The sequence below is a fragment of the Rhizobium sp. RCC_161_2 genome (assembly GCF_041355235.1).
In the GTDB taxonomy this organism is placed as follows: Bacteria; Pseudomonadota; Alphaproteobacteria; order Rhizobiales; family Rhizobiaceae; genus Rhizobium.
Genome location: NZ_JBFUPL010000002.1, coordinates 158,636 through 172,742, shown reverse-complemented (window position 1 = coordinate 172,742; position 14,107 = coordinate 158,636). Strand labels below are relative to the sequence as shown.

The 14,107-nt window shown below is 60.2% G+C and carries 13 protein-coding genes and 1 tRNA gene; 2 read left to right on the top strand and 12 right to left on the bottom strand.

The features are described from left to right. Positions 1-5: 5 nt before the first annotated feature. From AB6803_RS04965 to AB6803_RS04925, 9 genes are all read right to left on the bottom strand, one after another. Complete coding sequence (locus AB6803_RS04965) at positions 6-1,469, bottom strand: FAD/NAD(P)-binding protein (protein WP_371107845.1); 1,464 nt, start codon at positions 1,467-1,469, stop codon at positions 6-8. A 728-nt stretch (positions 1,470-2,197) separates the two neighbouring features. Next, a tRNA-Lys gene (locus AB6803_RS04960) sits at positions 2,198-2,273 on the bottom strand. Between the two features lie 125 nt (positions 2,274-2,398). After that, positions 2,399-3,316 carry a PhzF family phenazine biosynthesis protein gene (locus AB6803_RS04955; RefSeq protein WP_371107844.1) on the bottom strand — a complete coding sequence of 306 codons (918 nt, stop codon included), beginning with the start codon at positions 3,314-3,316 and terminating at the stop codon, positions 2,399-2,401. Between the two features lie 79 nt (positions 3,317-3,395). After that, positions 3,396-4,148 carry an NUDIX hydrolase gene (locus AB6803_RS04950; RefSeq protein ID WP_371107843.1) on the bottom strand — a complete coding sequence of 251 codons (753 nt, stop codon included), beginning with the start codon at positions 4,146-4,148 and terminating at the stop codon, positions 3,396-3,398. After that, positions 4,145-5,257, bottom strand: a complete 1,113-nt coding sequence (locus tag AB6803_RS04945) for an endonuclease/exonuclease/phosphatase family protein (RefSeq protein ID WP_371107842.1) — start codon at positions 5,255-5,257, stop codon at positions 4,145-4,147. The genes AB6803_RS04950 and AB6803_RS04945 overlap by 4 nt, the downstream gene beginning before the upstream one ends. Before the next feature lie 47 nt (positions 5,258-5,304). Further along, positions 5,305-6,300 (bottom strand): isopenicillin N synthase family dioxygenase, encoded by a 996-nt coding sequence (locus tag AB6803_RS04940; RefSeq protein WP_371107841.1) that lies wholly within the window; start codon positions 6,298-6,300, stop codon positions 5,305-5,307. 88 nt (positions 6,301-6,388) lie between these two features. After that, positions 6,389-7,420, bottom strand: a complete 1,032-nt coding sequence (locus AB6803_RS04935) for an ABC transporter ATP-binding protein (protein WP_371107840.1) — start codon at positions 7,418-7,420, stop codon at positions 6,389-6,391. After that, entirely contained in the window at positions 7,408-9,102 is a 1,695-nt protein-coding gene (locus AB6803_RS04930) for an ABC transporter permease (protein ID WP_371107839.1), read from the bottom strand. The genes AB6803_RS04935 and AB6803_RS04930 overlap by 13 nt, the downstream gene beginning before the upstream one ends. 17 nt (positions 9,103-9,119) lie before the next feature. Then, a complete protein-coding gene (locus AB6803_RS04925) occupies positions 9,120-10,100 on the bottom strand; it encodes an ABC transporter substrate-binding protein (RefSeq protein WP_371107838.1) in 981 nt (326 codons plus the stop codon). A 175-nt stretch (positions 10,101-10,275) separates the two neighbouring features. Here AB6803_RS04925 and AB6803_RS04920 point away from each other — a divergent pair, with 175 nt between their 5' ends. Further along, complete coding sequence (locus tag AB6803_RS04920) at positions 10,276-11,334, top strand: aldo/keto reductase (protein WP_371107837.1); 1,059 nt, start codon at positions 10,276-10,278, stop codon at positions 11,332-11,334. A gap of 21 nt (positions 11,335-11,355) precedes the next feature. Here the strand turns inward: AB6803_RS04920 and AB6803_RS04915 are convergent, their stop codons facing one another. The 3 genes from AB6803_RS04915 to AB6803_RS04905 all read right to left on the bottom strand — a co-directional run bounded on the left by AB6803_RS04915 (position 11,356) and on the right by AB6803_RS04905 (position 13,361). Beyond that, a complete protein-coding gene (locus AB6803_RS04915) occupies positions 11,356-12,585 on the bottom strand; it encodes a PLP-dependent aminotransferase family protein (protein WP_371107836.1) in 1,230 nt (409 codons plus the stop codon). Positions 12,586-12,682: 97 nt separating this feature from the next. Further along, positions 12,683-13,111 (bottom strand): type II toxin-antitoxin system VapC family toxin, encoded by a 429-nt coding sequence (locus tag AB6803_RS04910; RefSeq protein ID WP_371107835.1) that lies wholly within the window; start codon positions 13,109-13,111, stop codon positions 12,683-12,685. Beyond that, positions 13,101-13,361 (bottom strand): type II toxin-antitoxin system Phd/YefM family antitoxin, encoded by a 261-nt coding sequence (locus tag AB6803_RS04905; protein WP_371107834.1) that lies wholly within the window; start codon positions 13,359-13,361, stop codon positions 13,101-13,103. The genes AB6803_RS04910 and AB6803_RS04905 overlap by 11 nt, the downstream gene beginning before the upstream one ends. A 118-nt stretch (positions 13,362-13,479) precedes the next feature. Between AB6803_RS04905 and AB6803_RS04900 the strand changes: the two genes are divergently transcribed. Continuing rightward, positions 13,480-14,070, top strand: a complete 591-nt coding sequence (locus AB6803_RS04900) for a class I SAM-dependent methyltransferase (protein ID WP_371107833.1) — start codon at positions 13,480-13,482, stop codon at positions 14,068-14,070. The last annotated feature ends 37 nt before the right edge of the window (positions 14,071-14,107 follow it).

Genomic DNA, 14,107 nt, shown 5'->3' with positions numbered 1-14,107 from the left:
TGCCTTTACGCGGCGCTGATATCGAATTGCGGCCTGTCATGCTTGCGATTGGCATGGTCGTCGATTGCCGAGGCCACCTGCTCCGCGACGAAGACGCCATGCTCGACCACTTCCGGCAAGCCCATGAGCTCACCGAACGTGCCTCGCGCTAGCGGCCCGGAAATGAACAGCGACGGTGCCACCGCGCCATCCCGCCCCTGCGCCTGGGATGTCGTATTGCAGGCAAGGCCGAGGCGCGTCGCATCGATGGCGAGATAGCCCGCATCGGCAAGTGCGCCGATCCAGCCTTGCGTCTCCAATATGCCGCGATGGCCCGGCCCGGTCGTCACCACGACCGCATCGAACTGACGATCAATGCTCCCGGCCGAATGACTGAGGTCGAGGCGACAATCAATCGCCCCCTCTTTTGCCTCCACGGATGCGACGGAGGCTGCGAGCACTTTCAGCCTGCCGTCGCGAATCGCTTCCTCGCTGACGGCCTCCACCTGCGGCGCGACGCGGAAGCGGTGCACGTCCCAGAATGGCCGCAAATGCCGCACCACGCGCCGCCGTTCCTCAAGCGGCATCGCCCGCCACAAATCCTGCCCCTGTGCGCGCACCTGATCGATGACGGCGTGCCAGCTCCGCCCTTCGGCTTGCGCCTCGCGAATGGTGGCACGTACATGCCGCAACAGATCGAGCGCTGTCCGCGACGGACGACTGACGAAATCGCCGAACAGTTCCTGCCGTACCGGCGCATGGCCGCGCGATCGCAAGCCGCGCCTGGAGACGGCGGTGACCGGCCCCTTATGGCCGCGAAGGGTAAGGGAGGCGATGACGTCCGCGGAGGTCAGGCCGTTGCCGACCACCAGCACGCGATCGTCAGCGCGGATAGCAACGAGTGCATCCGGGCGTGTCGGATCGACGACAAAACGCGGATGGTCGGCCAAAGCGCTCCGCAGCGGCTCCGGCGGCAACGGCGACGGATGGCTCGTGGCGATGACGAGGATATCCGCCTCTACCCGCCGGCCAGCCTCGCCCTTGATGACCCAGCGATCATTCAGCCGCCGCACGTCGGCAGTCTTCTCGGCCACATGGGTAATGCGGCCATCGTCGATGAAAGGCTGCACCATATCATTGATATAACGACCGAAAACTTCACGGCGCGGAAACAGGCTGCCATTCGCCGCTACCGCCGTCTGATCACCGGCCAGCGCATCATTGGCTTCGATCCAGCGTTGAAAATGCTCGAGATCGTCAGGCAGCAGGCTCATCTTCGCCGCCGGCACATTGATGCGATGCGCGGGATCCTGGGTATCATAGGCAAGCCCCGCCCCCAGCCTAGCGCGTGGCTCGAAAATGAAAAGCTGACCGGGTTGCAGCCGTTGGCGCTGCAGCAGATGAAAGGCGACCGCCGCCCCGGAAACGCCGCCGCCGACAATTGCGATGACAGGCCGATCGCGCGACGAATCGTGAGAATAAGTGGTCATCGCCAAATCCTTCCAGTCCGATCGATCGCGCAGACGATCCCAGCGCCGCCAAATGCGCATGCCCTACAGCAATATACTCCACAAATTTTATTGACAATAGAATGCCACGGCAAGCCGAATGGTTCCCGTGAGCAGACACAACGGCATCGAAACCGATATCGCCTTTGCGAACAAACACTTCTTTGTGCCGCGCACAACGGCGTTATTGCACCGCAGGATGTAAAAACCTTGGCATACATCCAATAAAAGAACATACTAATGATTGTTCTGGCTCATGTTCTCTGGGAGGAGAAACATCATGGAACTGCTCCGCATGCTGTCCGCCTTCGACTATACGCTGATCCTGCTCCTCGTAGTGATCTTCGTCTTCAGCGTGATGGAAGGCGGGCATAAGAGGCATTAGGCAAGCGCTGATGCGATTGTCTGATACTTAAGGTCAACGGCGATTGGCTGAACACGTGGCGCGTACGGTCGCACGTATTTCCGCGTTTTTCCCGCGAAAATTTCCCAATCCTGATTCTGCGCTTTGAAAAAAGTGCGTCGATTAGCGTCTATATGGATGAGGTCACTCATCCGTGATCATCACGTCGACGTCCTCGACCCGATCCGCAAGCAGACGATGCCTACAGCTTTATTGTCCTGAGATCCCGCAAACAAAAACCAAACCCCAAAAGGGAAGGCTGCCAGCTTGAACTGACGCCTCTATCCCTATGTAATCTAGGAGAATTTGGTGGGTGATGTAGGGCTCGAACCTACGACCCGCTGATTAAGAGTCAGCTGCTCTACCAACTGAGCTAATCACCCGTAACCGCTCGCTGGCGGTGTGAACGGGCATATAAATAGGATCGGTTTGATTGTCCAGCGGCCAGATCAATTTTCTTTCGTTATTCGTCAAAAAAATTTCGAAGAACGAGAAAAACTCAATGAAATCAAAGCTCAAGAATTCCGGTCGCAACACGCACCGCTTGACCGCCAATTCGCGCATTGGCAATCTCGCCGCCATCGATATCGATATGGAGGTGGATGAAGGACGGGCGGCCCATCTCGACTCCCTGTTCGATGATGATCGGATGATGCCCATCCGGCAGCTGATCGAACCGATGGATGGCGCCTGAAAGCGCCGCCACGGCCGCGCCCGTCGCCGGGTCCTCGACAATGCCCATTCCGACCGGGAACATGCGGGCATGGAACTTGGCGGTGTGATTGACGGCACCGCGACAATAGACGAAGGCGGAGGCAAGTGCGCCGTCGACGAAGGGCACCATCTTTTCCCAAAGCTGCAGATCGAATTCCAGCCGCTCGGCCGCTCCGACATCATGCACCGGTACCAGCAGAAACGGCACGCCGGCGCTCCAGATCGACGGGACGTGATTCTCGAAGCCGATCTCGGTGATCTTCAGGCTGAGCGCATTGGCAATATCCGCCTTGTCGAGCGGCAGCACGATCTGCTGCGATTTTCGCGGCAGGTCGAACTCGGCAAAGCTTGCCTTCTGCTGCCGGAGCCTGACCGCGCAACGCACTGGCCCTACCCGCTCGTCGAGCACCGAGACCAGATCGATATCGCCGCCATGATTGGCGTGCGTCCGCTCGGCAAGTGCGATTGCGGTGCCGACCGTTGGATGGCCGGCGAAGGGGAGTTCACGACCTGGTGTGAAGATGCGCAGGTTCGCCGTATGTGTCGGGTTCTGCGGCGGCAGAACGAACACCGTCTCGGAAAGGTTCATCTCCTTGGCGATCGCTTGCATCGCCTCATCGCTCAGGCCTTCGGCATCGAAGATCACAGCCAGCGGATTGCCCGCAAGCCTGCTGTCGGTGAACACATCATAGACACTGAAGCTGCGGGCCACCCCTGCCTCCCTCACATGACTTTAGACTGCATAGCCACCCGGCTTCCTCATACATAACGGCAACACCTTCGAGCGCAAGCTAAAGCTGTTCCGCACGAGCGAAGAACCATGTCAGGATGGGCGGCATCGCCGAGCTGTAGCGATGCGCCGTCGGATCGGCGGAGCGGATGGCAACCGCGCCGTCGATCTCCTTTTCCTCGTCCACCAGCATATGAGCCCTGATCTTTTCGAGCATCTCGTCGGCGGTCCAGGGGAAGCGAAAGATGCGGAACAGGGTGACGGAGCGGTTGGCATGCGTCGCATAATAGCCGGGCTCGGCAATGGCCACCTCAAGATCGAGACCGGTTTCCTCCAGAACCTCGCGCCGCATGTTACCCTCGACATCGCAACGATCGTCGACAATATCGTTTTCATCCATCGAACCCGCCGCGCAATAGACCTGGCCGGGGTTGGCCGTGTGCTGCGCCATGCGGATGGCGATGATCGCGCCATCGGAGGAAACGGCGACCGGAAAGGCGAAGACATGAAAGCCACCGCCGCGCTCCCTGTGCTTGCGCCACCAGAGAAACGTGGAGAACGGCGTCACATAGCCCTCGCCCGCCACGGCTTGCTCGCTGACCTCGAGGCGATGCTGAAAGATCATACGGCCGTCGTAAAGCGCGGGATTGGCGGCGATCTCCTTCTTCCAGTTCTCACCTGCCGCCTCTGCTTCGCCGAGATGAAAGGGATGATGGCCGGCAATCACCTTGAGATCGATGCGGGCAACCGGAAACACGGTATTCTCAGGTGGCCAGCCGGCCATGTCGTTTTGCGGTTTGAAAGCGGAGTTCATAAAAGATCCAATGTCATGACGATGGGGCAATGGTCGGAGGCCTTCGGCCTGTCCCAACCGGTGCGCGGATAGCGTTCCACCTCCTGTCCGGGCGGAAAGATGGTGCGGAAAGGCTGGCCGGAGCGCACGACATCGGGCAACCGCGCCGCATTGGCGCGCGCCAGGGCCGGAGACAGCCAGATATAGTCGAGCTGGCAGAGCCACTGCTCCTGTGGTCCGCGCGCGTGATAGAGCGTCCAGCGGTCAAGCTCGTCACGCCGGCGCATGACGTTTTCGACGAAACCGTCATGACTGAAGACATCGAGCGCGCTCGCCTCTTCATCCCGGTGCTCGAAGCGATAGCCCGTGTGGCGTGTGCCGATAACGTCGACACGTTCCTGATAGTCGTTCATGTCGCCACAAATGGCGAAATTCTTGGCAGCCGTATGACCGGCGCCGAAACGGGTCTCGATGATGTGGCGCACCGCCAGCGTCTCCGCACGGCGCACCGGCATGGTCGACTGGCGGCCGTCGACACCCTCCCGCGCCGGACCCATCGACTTCAGATGCACGACATAGAGCGAGAACGGCACGCCGCCGACGGTCAGATCGAGCTCCAGGCAGTCACGCTTGAAGATCTTGTCGTCCTCGTGAAGGCCGAGCGCCGTTAACTCGTCGGTGAATAGACCGAAATCGCGATAAGTCACCATGGCGTGACTCTTGATGTCCTTCAGCACAATCGGCTGTCCGTCGCCCGTCTGCTCGCGCATCATGACGGCGACATCGATGCCTCTGGAATCATTGCCTTCGATCAGGAATTTCTGCCGATAGCCGTTGCCGACCATGCGGTAGAGATAGCCATATTCAAAGGCCTGCAACGCCGCCATGCTGTCGACCTCCTGCAGGCAGATGATATCGGCATTGGCATCGGCAATGGCGAGCGCCGTCATCTGCCGTGTGTCGTCGGTGGCAGCCACCACGCGGGCGGCTTCAAGCTGCTGATAGATATTCTCGTTCTTCACATCGAACAGCTTCAACACGCGGTCCTGCCGCAGCTGATTGCGAAAACCGGTGTAATCGAAACGGGTCAGCAGGTTTTCGACATTGAAGGTGGCAAGACGCAGGGACATGAAGCATTCCGGTTTATGGGTATCAGGATTGGCTTGGTTCACGCATATCAACCGGCCTTGGCAGTAACGGTCGATTTGAACTTGCCCATGAGATAGGGACCGGAGAGTACCGGCGCGTATTTCGGCTCCTCGCCCGGTGGCAAGCAGGACGGCAGGCAGGCAATCTCGGCGAACCAGTTCGGCTGATGGAAGAAAGCCAGCGACTGCCGCCGCTGCATGCCGCCCTCTTCCGGGGGCGGATTGACGACGCGATGCACGGTGGAGATCCAGCGATCGTTCGTCCAGAGCGCCATCAGGTCGCCGATATTGATAACGAACGCACCCGGTATCGGCGGCACCGGCGTCCATTGGCCATCAGGCGCGATAATCTCCAGACCCTTGGAGCCAGGCTGCGGCAAAAGGATCGTCAGGCTGCCGTAGTCGGTATGGGCTCCGGCGCGTAGCTGACCCGGCTGCGGCGCAACACGCTGCTCGGGATAGTTCAGAGCCCTGAGCGCGCTGATCGGTGTATCGACGTAACTATCGAAGAAATGCTCGTCGAGGCCAAGCGCCGTCGCAAAAACCCTCATGATCCGCCGCGCCAGATCCTCCATCGAACGATAATAGGCCTTCCACGCGTCCACGAAACCTTCCGGTCCCTCCGGCCAGATGGTAGCGGCATAGCAGAAGCCAAGCGCTTCCGGATCGGTCATATCAGGCGGCACGGAAAGCGGTCCGCCGTTGAAACTTTCCTTGAGATCGGGCGGCGTATCGACATTGCGCGACTTCGCCAATGCCTCCGTGCCGGGGCCGAGATAGCCGTAGGGGTAGCCTGGATAAGGTGCCTTCACCCGCTGCTTAACATCGGCCGGCCGATCGAAAAACGCATGCGTCTTGGCCCACACGCCCGCGATCACCGCAGCATCGACACCGTGATTGGCGATCGCCAGGAAACCGGTCGAACGGCAGATCTCGTCGACCTCGGCACCAAGCCGCTTCTTCTCCTGATCGCCGGCCGCCTCGAAAGTGCCAAGATCGAAAATCGGGAAGCTCTGGTCGGACATGGCGCGACTCCCATTCATGAGATGAGGCAAATCAAGCACAGCTGGAGACGGCGAACAACCGTCTTGTCTTTCCGCCCGGCAGCATCGATCAGAGCCGCCAAGCCGAACGGATAGCGACGGCATAGACATCGCCCGGCTTCACCGCGTCGCGACTATAGGCGCGCAACACCTGCCCATCCGGCAGCGACAGCCGCAACGCATAGCGCTCGCCCTCGTAGAGGACGGAGTCCACTCGGCATCCAATACCCTCTGCATCGGCGACGACATCCTCGGGCCGAACGAGAATATCGGCGCGCGGGATAGTCGCTTCCTGCTCGCTCCAGATCATTTTCAATGCCGGCCAATCGATCAGGCGCGGGCCGCCATCCGGAACGGCGAGCGACAGGATAGCACCCTGCCCGACCAATCCGCCGACCAACCGCCCCTCCGGCCGCGCATAGATCTCCGCCGGTGCAGCAATCTGCAGCAAGCGCCCCTCGGACATCACCGCAACATCGGTCGCCAGCGCCATGGCCTCGCTCTGGTCATGGGTGACGTAGACCATGGTGGCGCCGGAGCGCTGATGGAATTCGCGGAATGTCTCTTCCATCTCCTTCTTCAGATGACGGTCGAGATTGGCGAGCGGTTCGTCGAGCAGCACGACATCGGGCGATGTCACCAGGCAGCGCGCCAGTGCCACGCGCTGCCGCTGGCCGCCGGAGAGATCGGCGGGGCGGCGTTCCGCATAATCCTCCAACCGCACCGTCGCCAGCGCCTCGTGTACTTTCTGACGGTAGCGCTCACCGGAAATACCGCGAACCTTCAACGGATAACCGACATTGTCGGCAACATTCATATGCGGCCAGAGCGCATAGGACTGGAACACCATCGCCATATTGCGCCGCTCCGGCGGCAGCGTATGGGCGGCATCGGCCAGCAGGCGCTCGCCGAGATGGATCGAACCATCCGTCGGCTGCTCGAAGCCAGCGATCATTCTGAGCACCGTCGTCTTGCCGCAGCCGGAAGGCCCCAGTAGCGCCAGGAAGCCGCGTTCGCGAACATCCAGCGACAAAGCATGGACAGCGGCGCGGCCGCCCGTGCCGAAATCCTTGCTGACGTGATTGAGGATCAGCTTCGCCACGGCACCACTCCCTTCGGCAGGCGCTTGGCCAGGATTTCCAGAAGCAGCATCATGGTGACGACCATGGCGATGACGATGACCGACATGGCAGAGGCAAGATCGGCACTGCCGCCGTCATCAAGATTGTAGATGACGACGCCCAGTGTCTGTGTCCCCGCCGACCAGAGCAGGGCCGAGACCGTCAACTCGTTGCAGGCGATGAGAAAGACCAGGATCACCGAGGCCCCAGCCGCCGGCGCGATCAGCGGCACGATGATATCGAAGAGACGCCGGAAGAAACCGGCACCCGATAGACGCGCGGCCTCTTCCAGCGCCGGATCGAGCTGCAGGAAGGCACTCATCACCGGCTTGAGACTGACAGCGAAATAGGCGGAGAAATAGGCGAGCAGAATGATCCAGATCGTGCCGTAGAGCGTGACACTGAGGATTGGCAAAGGGGCCGCAAAAACAAGAATGAAGCAGACGGCGATAATGATCCCCGGCAGCGAATATGGAATCTCGATCAAGCCGCCGACGATCCGGCTCAGCATGTCCTTACGCTTCGTCAGCGCATAGGCAGTAAGGATTGTCACCACCAGGAGACCGAGCGCCGTGGTCCCGGCCAGAAACAGAGAATTGGAAAAAGCGGTGCGCGTCACCGTCTGGCGAAACAGGATTTCGGCAAAGGCATTCAAAGACGCCGTCTTGAAGGTCAATGGCACGCCATAGGCCGGCACCAGCGCCCCGGCCACCAGCGCGAAGAAGGGTGCAACCAGCATGATGAACAGGATCGCCCAGAGCAACGGCAGGGCGGCAAAACGCCAGCGACCGAGCGAGAAGGCGGCAGATGCTCCGGACAGACCGATAACCCGATAGTCCCGCCCCTTCAATGCCCTGCCCTGAACCGCAAGGCCGGCGACAGCGATCACAGCGATCATCGCCGACAACAAGGCGATATCGCCGAAGGTGCGCGGACCGAAGGTGGAGAATTTGGTGAAGATCAGTGTCGACAGCGTGAAGATCGAAGCCGGTATTCCGAGGATCGCCGGGATGCCGAAATTGCCGACCGAGGAGACGAAGGCGATGGCAGCACCCGCAATGACACCGGGCAGCGACAGCGGCAGGATGATATTCCGGAACACACGGAGCCCGGAAGCCCCAGACAATCTCGCCGCCTCGACACCGTCGCGCGGCAGCGCCATCAGCCCGGCCCGAAGCGCCAGATAGACCAGCGGCGCATGCTGCACACCGTAAAGCAGCGCAATGCCACTAATCGAATAGAGCGGCTGCGGCGAGCCAAGCGGCGGGGCGATATGCAGCGCCTTCAACAGCGGGCTCGACGGGCCGGACATCTGCACCCATGCAAGCGCCGTCACCTGCGGCGGGATCATCATCGGCAGGACGAAGAGAAAACCAAGCGGCCCCCTGCCCGGCATGTCGGTCAGGGTCAGCAGGAAAGCGAAGAGGCAGCCGAGAGCCAAGGAAATCATCGTGCCGAGCACGGCCGTCTCGATAGTGTGCCAGGCCGAACGCCAAAGGGCGGGATCGGTGATCAGCTCATAGGCGCCGCCGCGCAGCAGCGCCGCTATACCGGCCTCCGCCAGCCGTACCAGCGGCAGCACGCTCAAAAGCATCACGATGGTGACGACAAAAGGAAACAGCCAGGCTGGCTGGCTGTTTCCCTTACGCATATATCCGTACATCGACTGCCCAGATCGGATCACTTCGATCCGTAATAGGAGGAGAAGGTCTTGAGGTCCTGATCGGTGTTCTTCAGGGCCTCGGCAGCATTCAACGGCAAAACCTTGATGCTGTCACGCGCCGGGAAACCGGCAGGCAGCGACATGCCGTTACGGGCCGGGATGTAGCCGAGCTTCAGGAAACCTTCCTGGCCCTTTTCCGAGAGAACATAATCGACGAACTTCTTGGCGGAGTCGGCATGCTTGGCGCTGGCGAGAATGCCGACCGGCTCGGTCACGGCCGAAACGCCTTCGGACGGGAACACGAACTCCAGCGGCGCGCCCTTGGCCTTTTCGCGGATCGGCATGTAGTCGACGACCATGCCATAGGCCTTCTCGCCCGAGGCGACCGACTTCAACACCGCGCCGTTACCACCGGCCGCGACCGCGCCATTGACGGCAAGGTTCTTATAGAAATCCCAGCCGAGGCTGCCGACGCCGGCAAGCGTCTGCGCATGAATGAGGGCAGCGCCCGAAGCAAGCGGGCTCGGCATGGCGACCAGACCCTTGGCTTCCGGCTTGGTCAGATCCTGCCAGCTCGTCGGCTTCATCGAAGCGGCGGTGTTGTAGACGATGCCGGTGGTGATCAGCTTGGTGGAGTAATAATAGCCGTCGGCGTCATAGAGCGCCGCATCGTAGTTTACCGCTTCCAGCGACTTGTAGGCCAAGAGCTTGCCGGCTTCCTTCAGACGTTCCAGCGTGACCGTGTCGGCGATCAACAGAACGTCAGCGACCGGAGCGCCGGCCTGGATTTCAGCCTGGAGCTTGGCGATGATCTGCGGCGTGCCGTCGCGGACCCAATCGACCTTGATGCCGGGATTGGCGGCCATGAAGCCATCGACGGTTGCCTGCGCATCCGCATTCGGCTGGCTGGTATAGAGGACGAGGTCGGCGGCAATGGCCGAGCCGGAGAAAAGAGCGGCGGCCAGGAGGCCGGCGAAAGCGGAAACAAGCGTCTTCATGGAGCGTCCTCGACTGGGTGATCAGGAGGGTTGCTTAGACGTATGGATTAACATGATTGTGACAGTTCAATTTAAAGAGGTGGGGCTTTCTTGTCGTGCTTCGGCCTTGACCGTCGGTGAGCAGCCCTATTTCCTAGCGCACGAATTTCAGATCTGATTTTTGGAGGATAAATCTATGGAATATCGTCTGCTTGGCCGTTCCGGCCTCAAAGTTTCCACCATCACCATGGGCACGATGACCTTCGGCGGCGTCGGCTGGGCCAAGACCGTCGGCGATCTCGGCGTTGCCGAGGCGAAGCGGCTGGTCGACATGTGCCTGGACGCCGGCGTAAACCTGATCGACACGGCCGATGTTTATTCACAGGGCGCCTCGGAAGAGATTCTTGGCGAAATCATCGGCGGTCCGCGCAAGAACGGCGTATTGATCGCCACCAAGGCTCGTTTCCCGATGGGCCCTGGCGTCAACGACGCCGGCTCCTCGCGCCAACACCTGATCCAGGCCTGCGAGGCCAGCCTGAAGCGCATGAAGACCGATGTCATCGATCTCTATCAGTTGCATGAATGGGATGGCCAGACGCCTCTGGAAGAAACGTTGGAGGCGCTCGATACGCTCGTCCGCCAGGGCAAAGTACGCTATATCGGCTGCTCGAATTTCTCCGCATGGCACATCATGAAGGCGCTCGGCATCAGCGAGTGCGACAAGTATCAGCGCTTCGTCAGTCAGCAGATTCACTACACGCTCGAAGCCCGCGACGCCGAATACGAGCTGCTGCCGGTCAGCATCGACCAGGGCCTCGGCGTGCTGGTCTGGAGCCCGATCGCCGGCGGACTTCTTTCCGGCAAGCACCGTCGCAACCAGGCAACGCCGGAAGGCACGCGTCAGTTCGCCGGCTGGACCGAGCCGCCGATCCGCGACGAGAACCGCCTGTGGAATATCGTGGATACGCTAGTGGACATTGCTGACGGTCGCGGCGTCTCAGCAGCGCAAGTGGCACTCGCCTGGCTGATCGGTCGCAAGGGTGTCACCTCGGTCATCATCGGCGGCCGCACCGACGCGCAATTTAAGGACAACCTCGCCAGCGCCGAGCTGAAGCTGACCGACGAAGAACGCAAGCGCCTCGACGATGTCAGCCTGCTGCCGCTGCTCTACCCCTATTGGCACCAAGCCAATACTGCCAGCGACCGGCTGAGCGAGGCCGACCTGTCGCTGATCGCGCCGCATTTGAAGAAATAAGCATGAAAATGGCGTGGCGGCTTACGCCGCCATCGCTCCGATCTCGCCCGCGACCAACTTGCCGAGACGCGAAATCCCCTCATCGATCATCTGCTCGTTGGCGCAGGAGAAGCTGAGACGGAACGTATTCGGCCCGGAGCCATCGGCGAAGAAGGCCTGGCCGGGCACGAAAGCGACCTTGGCGCTTTCCAACGACTTTGCCAGCAGCTTGGCGCCATCCATGCCCTTCGGCAGGGTCACCCAGACAAACATGCCGCCTTCCGGCTTAGTCCAGCTCGTACCATCAGGCATGTATTTCGCAAGTGCGGCCAGCATGCAGTCGCGGCGGTGGCTATAGGCCTTGCGGACCTTGGCGACCTGCGCATCAAAGCCGCGCTCGGCGACCTGATGGATGGCGATCTGGTTGATGGTCGAGGAATGCAGATCAGCCGCCTGCTTCATCAGCACCAGCTTGCGGATAACAGGCGCATTGGCAACAACGAAGCCGACGCGAAGGCCCGGCGCCAAGGTCTTGGAAAAGCTGCCGCAATAGATCGTACGCGTGTCGTTGATATGGCCCTTGCGGGCAATTTCCAGCGCCAGGATGGGCGGGACCGGCTCACCGTCGTAACGCAGCGACTGATAGGCGGCATCCTCAATGACGGCAATATCCAGTTCGTCGCCAAGATCGATCAGCTTTTCGCGGGAGGCGAGATCGACCGTTTCGCCGGTCGGATTGGCAAAGTCGGCGGAGAGATAGGCGAATTTCACCCTGCCGCCCGCCTGCTCTGCCGCAGCGCGATAGGAGGCAGGAGTGCGGTTACCGCCGGGGGTGAGCTGATCATAGGTCGGCTCATAGGCATTGAAGGCCTGCAGCGCGCCGAGATAGGTCGGCGCGGTCACCAGCGCCGTATCCCTGGGCGACAGAAACAGCTTGCCGAGATAATCGAGACCCTGCTGCGAACCGGAAACGATAAAGACGTTTTCAAGCTCGCAGGGAACGCCAAGCGCCACCATCTGGCCGACCAGCCACTCGCGCAGCGGCTTGTAGCCTTCGCTGACCGAATATTGCAGCGCCGCGTTGACCGCCGGACCGGAAAAGATGTCCGCATAGGCCTGCTTGAATTCCTGATCCGGAAACAGCGCGGGATCGGGAATGCCGCCGGCAAAAGAGATGATGTCCGGCCGCTCCAAAAGCTTCAGCAGCTCGCGGATTTCGGAGGCGCGCATACGGCTGGAACGCGTCGCAAAGATGTTTTCCCAATTCAACATGGGGCTTCCTCGTAATTTTTGGTCTTTGCAGCACCAAAACACGCAATAAAATATAAGTCAATAATGCTGACCTATTTTGTTTGTGACGGTGACATTCTCAGGGGGATTTGTAGTCGAAGGGGTTGATAACAACGGCAGGAAAGGCCGAAAAATCGACGACATCCCGCGTAACGATCGTGAGACTATGAACAGATGCAGTCGCCGCTATCATTGCATCGGCAATCAGCGCCGGCGATTTACGATGCATGAATTGCGCCCATCGGATCATACAGTCCGCATCCAAGGGAATGACCCGGATCCCGACCTGCAAATCATCCAGCCAGCGCGTAAGTTCTTTTGCCTTTTGCGGATCGGTTTCCCTCGCCAACTCAATACCGCGTTGGATCTCGCCGATCGTAATGGCCGAAATCGAAAGGTCCTCGCTCCTGACACTATTTATCCAAGCAAGTACCGCGCCATGGGGCTTTACCCTACGCAATTCCGATACCACGTTCGTATCAAGCAAATACAAGATGTCAGCTCTCATCCAGATTGATGTCCCGCCAGACCCATTCCTTGCGGGACGGAATATCGAGTTCGAATCTCGGCTCCTGCGCGAGAAGCACGTCCTTGGCCGAAGGCTTGGCCCGCTTCTTCAGCGCCTCCCACTCAGAGACTGACACAAGCACAGCTTTGGGTTCGCCTCTCTTTGAAACGAGCTGCGGCCCTTCCTCCAGTGAAGCATCAAGCATTTCACTGAATTTCGCTTTGGCATCCTGAACCGGCCATTGGCGCATGGCACCCTCCATCTGACTAGTTTACAGACTAGTTATGTTTTGCCCGCAATTCAAGATCGAACTTGCCGAACAACGATGCCACGCCGATAAAGAAGTTGATGACCGAATTGGAACAAGCATGACAAACGACGACCCCACCTCCTCTTTCTACAACGTCAATGCCGCCGTCTACGCGGCGCGCAAGCGCAACCTGCCGCAAAGCCGACTTGATGCCTTCCTGGCCGCTCTTCCCGCAGGCGCATCTATCCTAGAACTCGGCTGCGGCGCTGGGCGGGACGCGGCCTATATGATCTCGCGCGGTTTCGACGTGACGCCGACCGATGGTTCGACCGAGCTTGCCAAACAGGCGGAGGCCCTGATCGGTAGGCCGGTTCAGATATTACGATTCGAAACGCTCGATATCGAAGACGCTCACGATGGCGTGTGGGCCGAAGCAAGCCTGCTGCATGCGCCTCGCGCCGCCCTGCCCGATATTCTCGATCGGATGCGCCGCGCGCTGAAAGACGGCGGCATCTTCCACGCCAGCTTCAAAGCCGGTGAAGCCGAAGGCCACGATACATTCGGCCGATACTATAACTACCCCTCGGCCGCATGGCTGACGGCTCTGCTCGACAAAGGCGGCTGGAGAGACATAGCGATGACCGAAGCCGACGGCGGCGGTTTCGACGGCAAACCGACGAAATGGCTCTACGTCAAAGCACGGAAATAGAAAAAGGCCGGAGCTCTCGCCCCGGCCTTTCTCATTT

Excerpts from the sequence above, each read along its gene's own strand:
- AB6803_RS04900 (WP_371107833.1), top strand. The coding sequence starts at position 13,480 with ATGACAAACGACGACCCCACCTCCTCTTTCTACAACGTCAATGCCGCC.
- AB6803_RS04965 (WP_371107845.1), bottom strand. The coding sequence starts at position 1,469 with ATGACCACTTATTCTCACGATTCGTCGCGCGATCGGCCTGTCATCGCA.
- AB6803_RS04945 (WP_371107842.1), bottom strand. The coding sequence starts at position 5,257 with ATGTCCCTGCGTCTTGCCACCTTCAATGTCGAAAACCTGCTGACCCGT.
- AB6803_RS04920 (WP_371107837.1), top strand. The coding sequence starts at position 10,276 with ATGGAATATCGTCTGCTTGGCCGTTCCGGCCTCAAAGTTTCCACCATC.
- AB6803_RS04915 (WP_371107836.1), bottom strand. The coding sequence starts at position 12,585 with ATGTTGAATTGGGAAAACATCTTTGCGACGCGTTCCAGCCGTATGCGC.
- AB6803_RS04905 (WP_371107834.1), bottom strand. The coding sequence starts at position 13,361 with ATGCGCCAATGGCCGGTTCAGGATGCCAAAGCGAAATTCAGTGAAATG.
- AB6803_RS04910 (WP_371107835.1), bottom strand. The coding sequence starts at position 13,111 with ATGAGAGCTGACATCTTGTATTTGCTTGATACGAACGTGGTATCGGAA.
- AB6803_RS04930 (WP_371107839.1), bottom strand. The coding sequence starts at position 9,102 with ATGTACGGATATATGCGTAAGGGAAACAGCCAGCCAGCCTGGCTGTTT.
- AB6803_RS04950 (WP_371107843.1), bottom strand. The coding sequence starts at position 4,148 with ATGAACTCCGCTTTCAAACCGCAAAACGACATGGCCGGCTGGCCACCT.
- AB6803_RS04940 (WP_371107841.1), bottom strand. The coding sequence starts at position 6,300 with ATGTCCGACCAGAGCTTCCCGATTTTCGATCTTGGCACTTTCGAGGCG.
- AB6803_RS04925 (WP_371107838.1), bottom strand. The coding sequence starts at position 10,100 with ATGAAGACGCTTGTTTCCGCTTTCGCCGGCCTCCTGGCCGCCGCTCTT.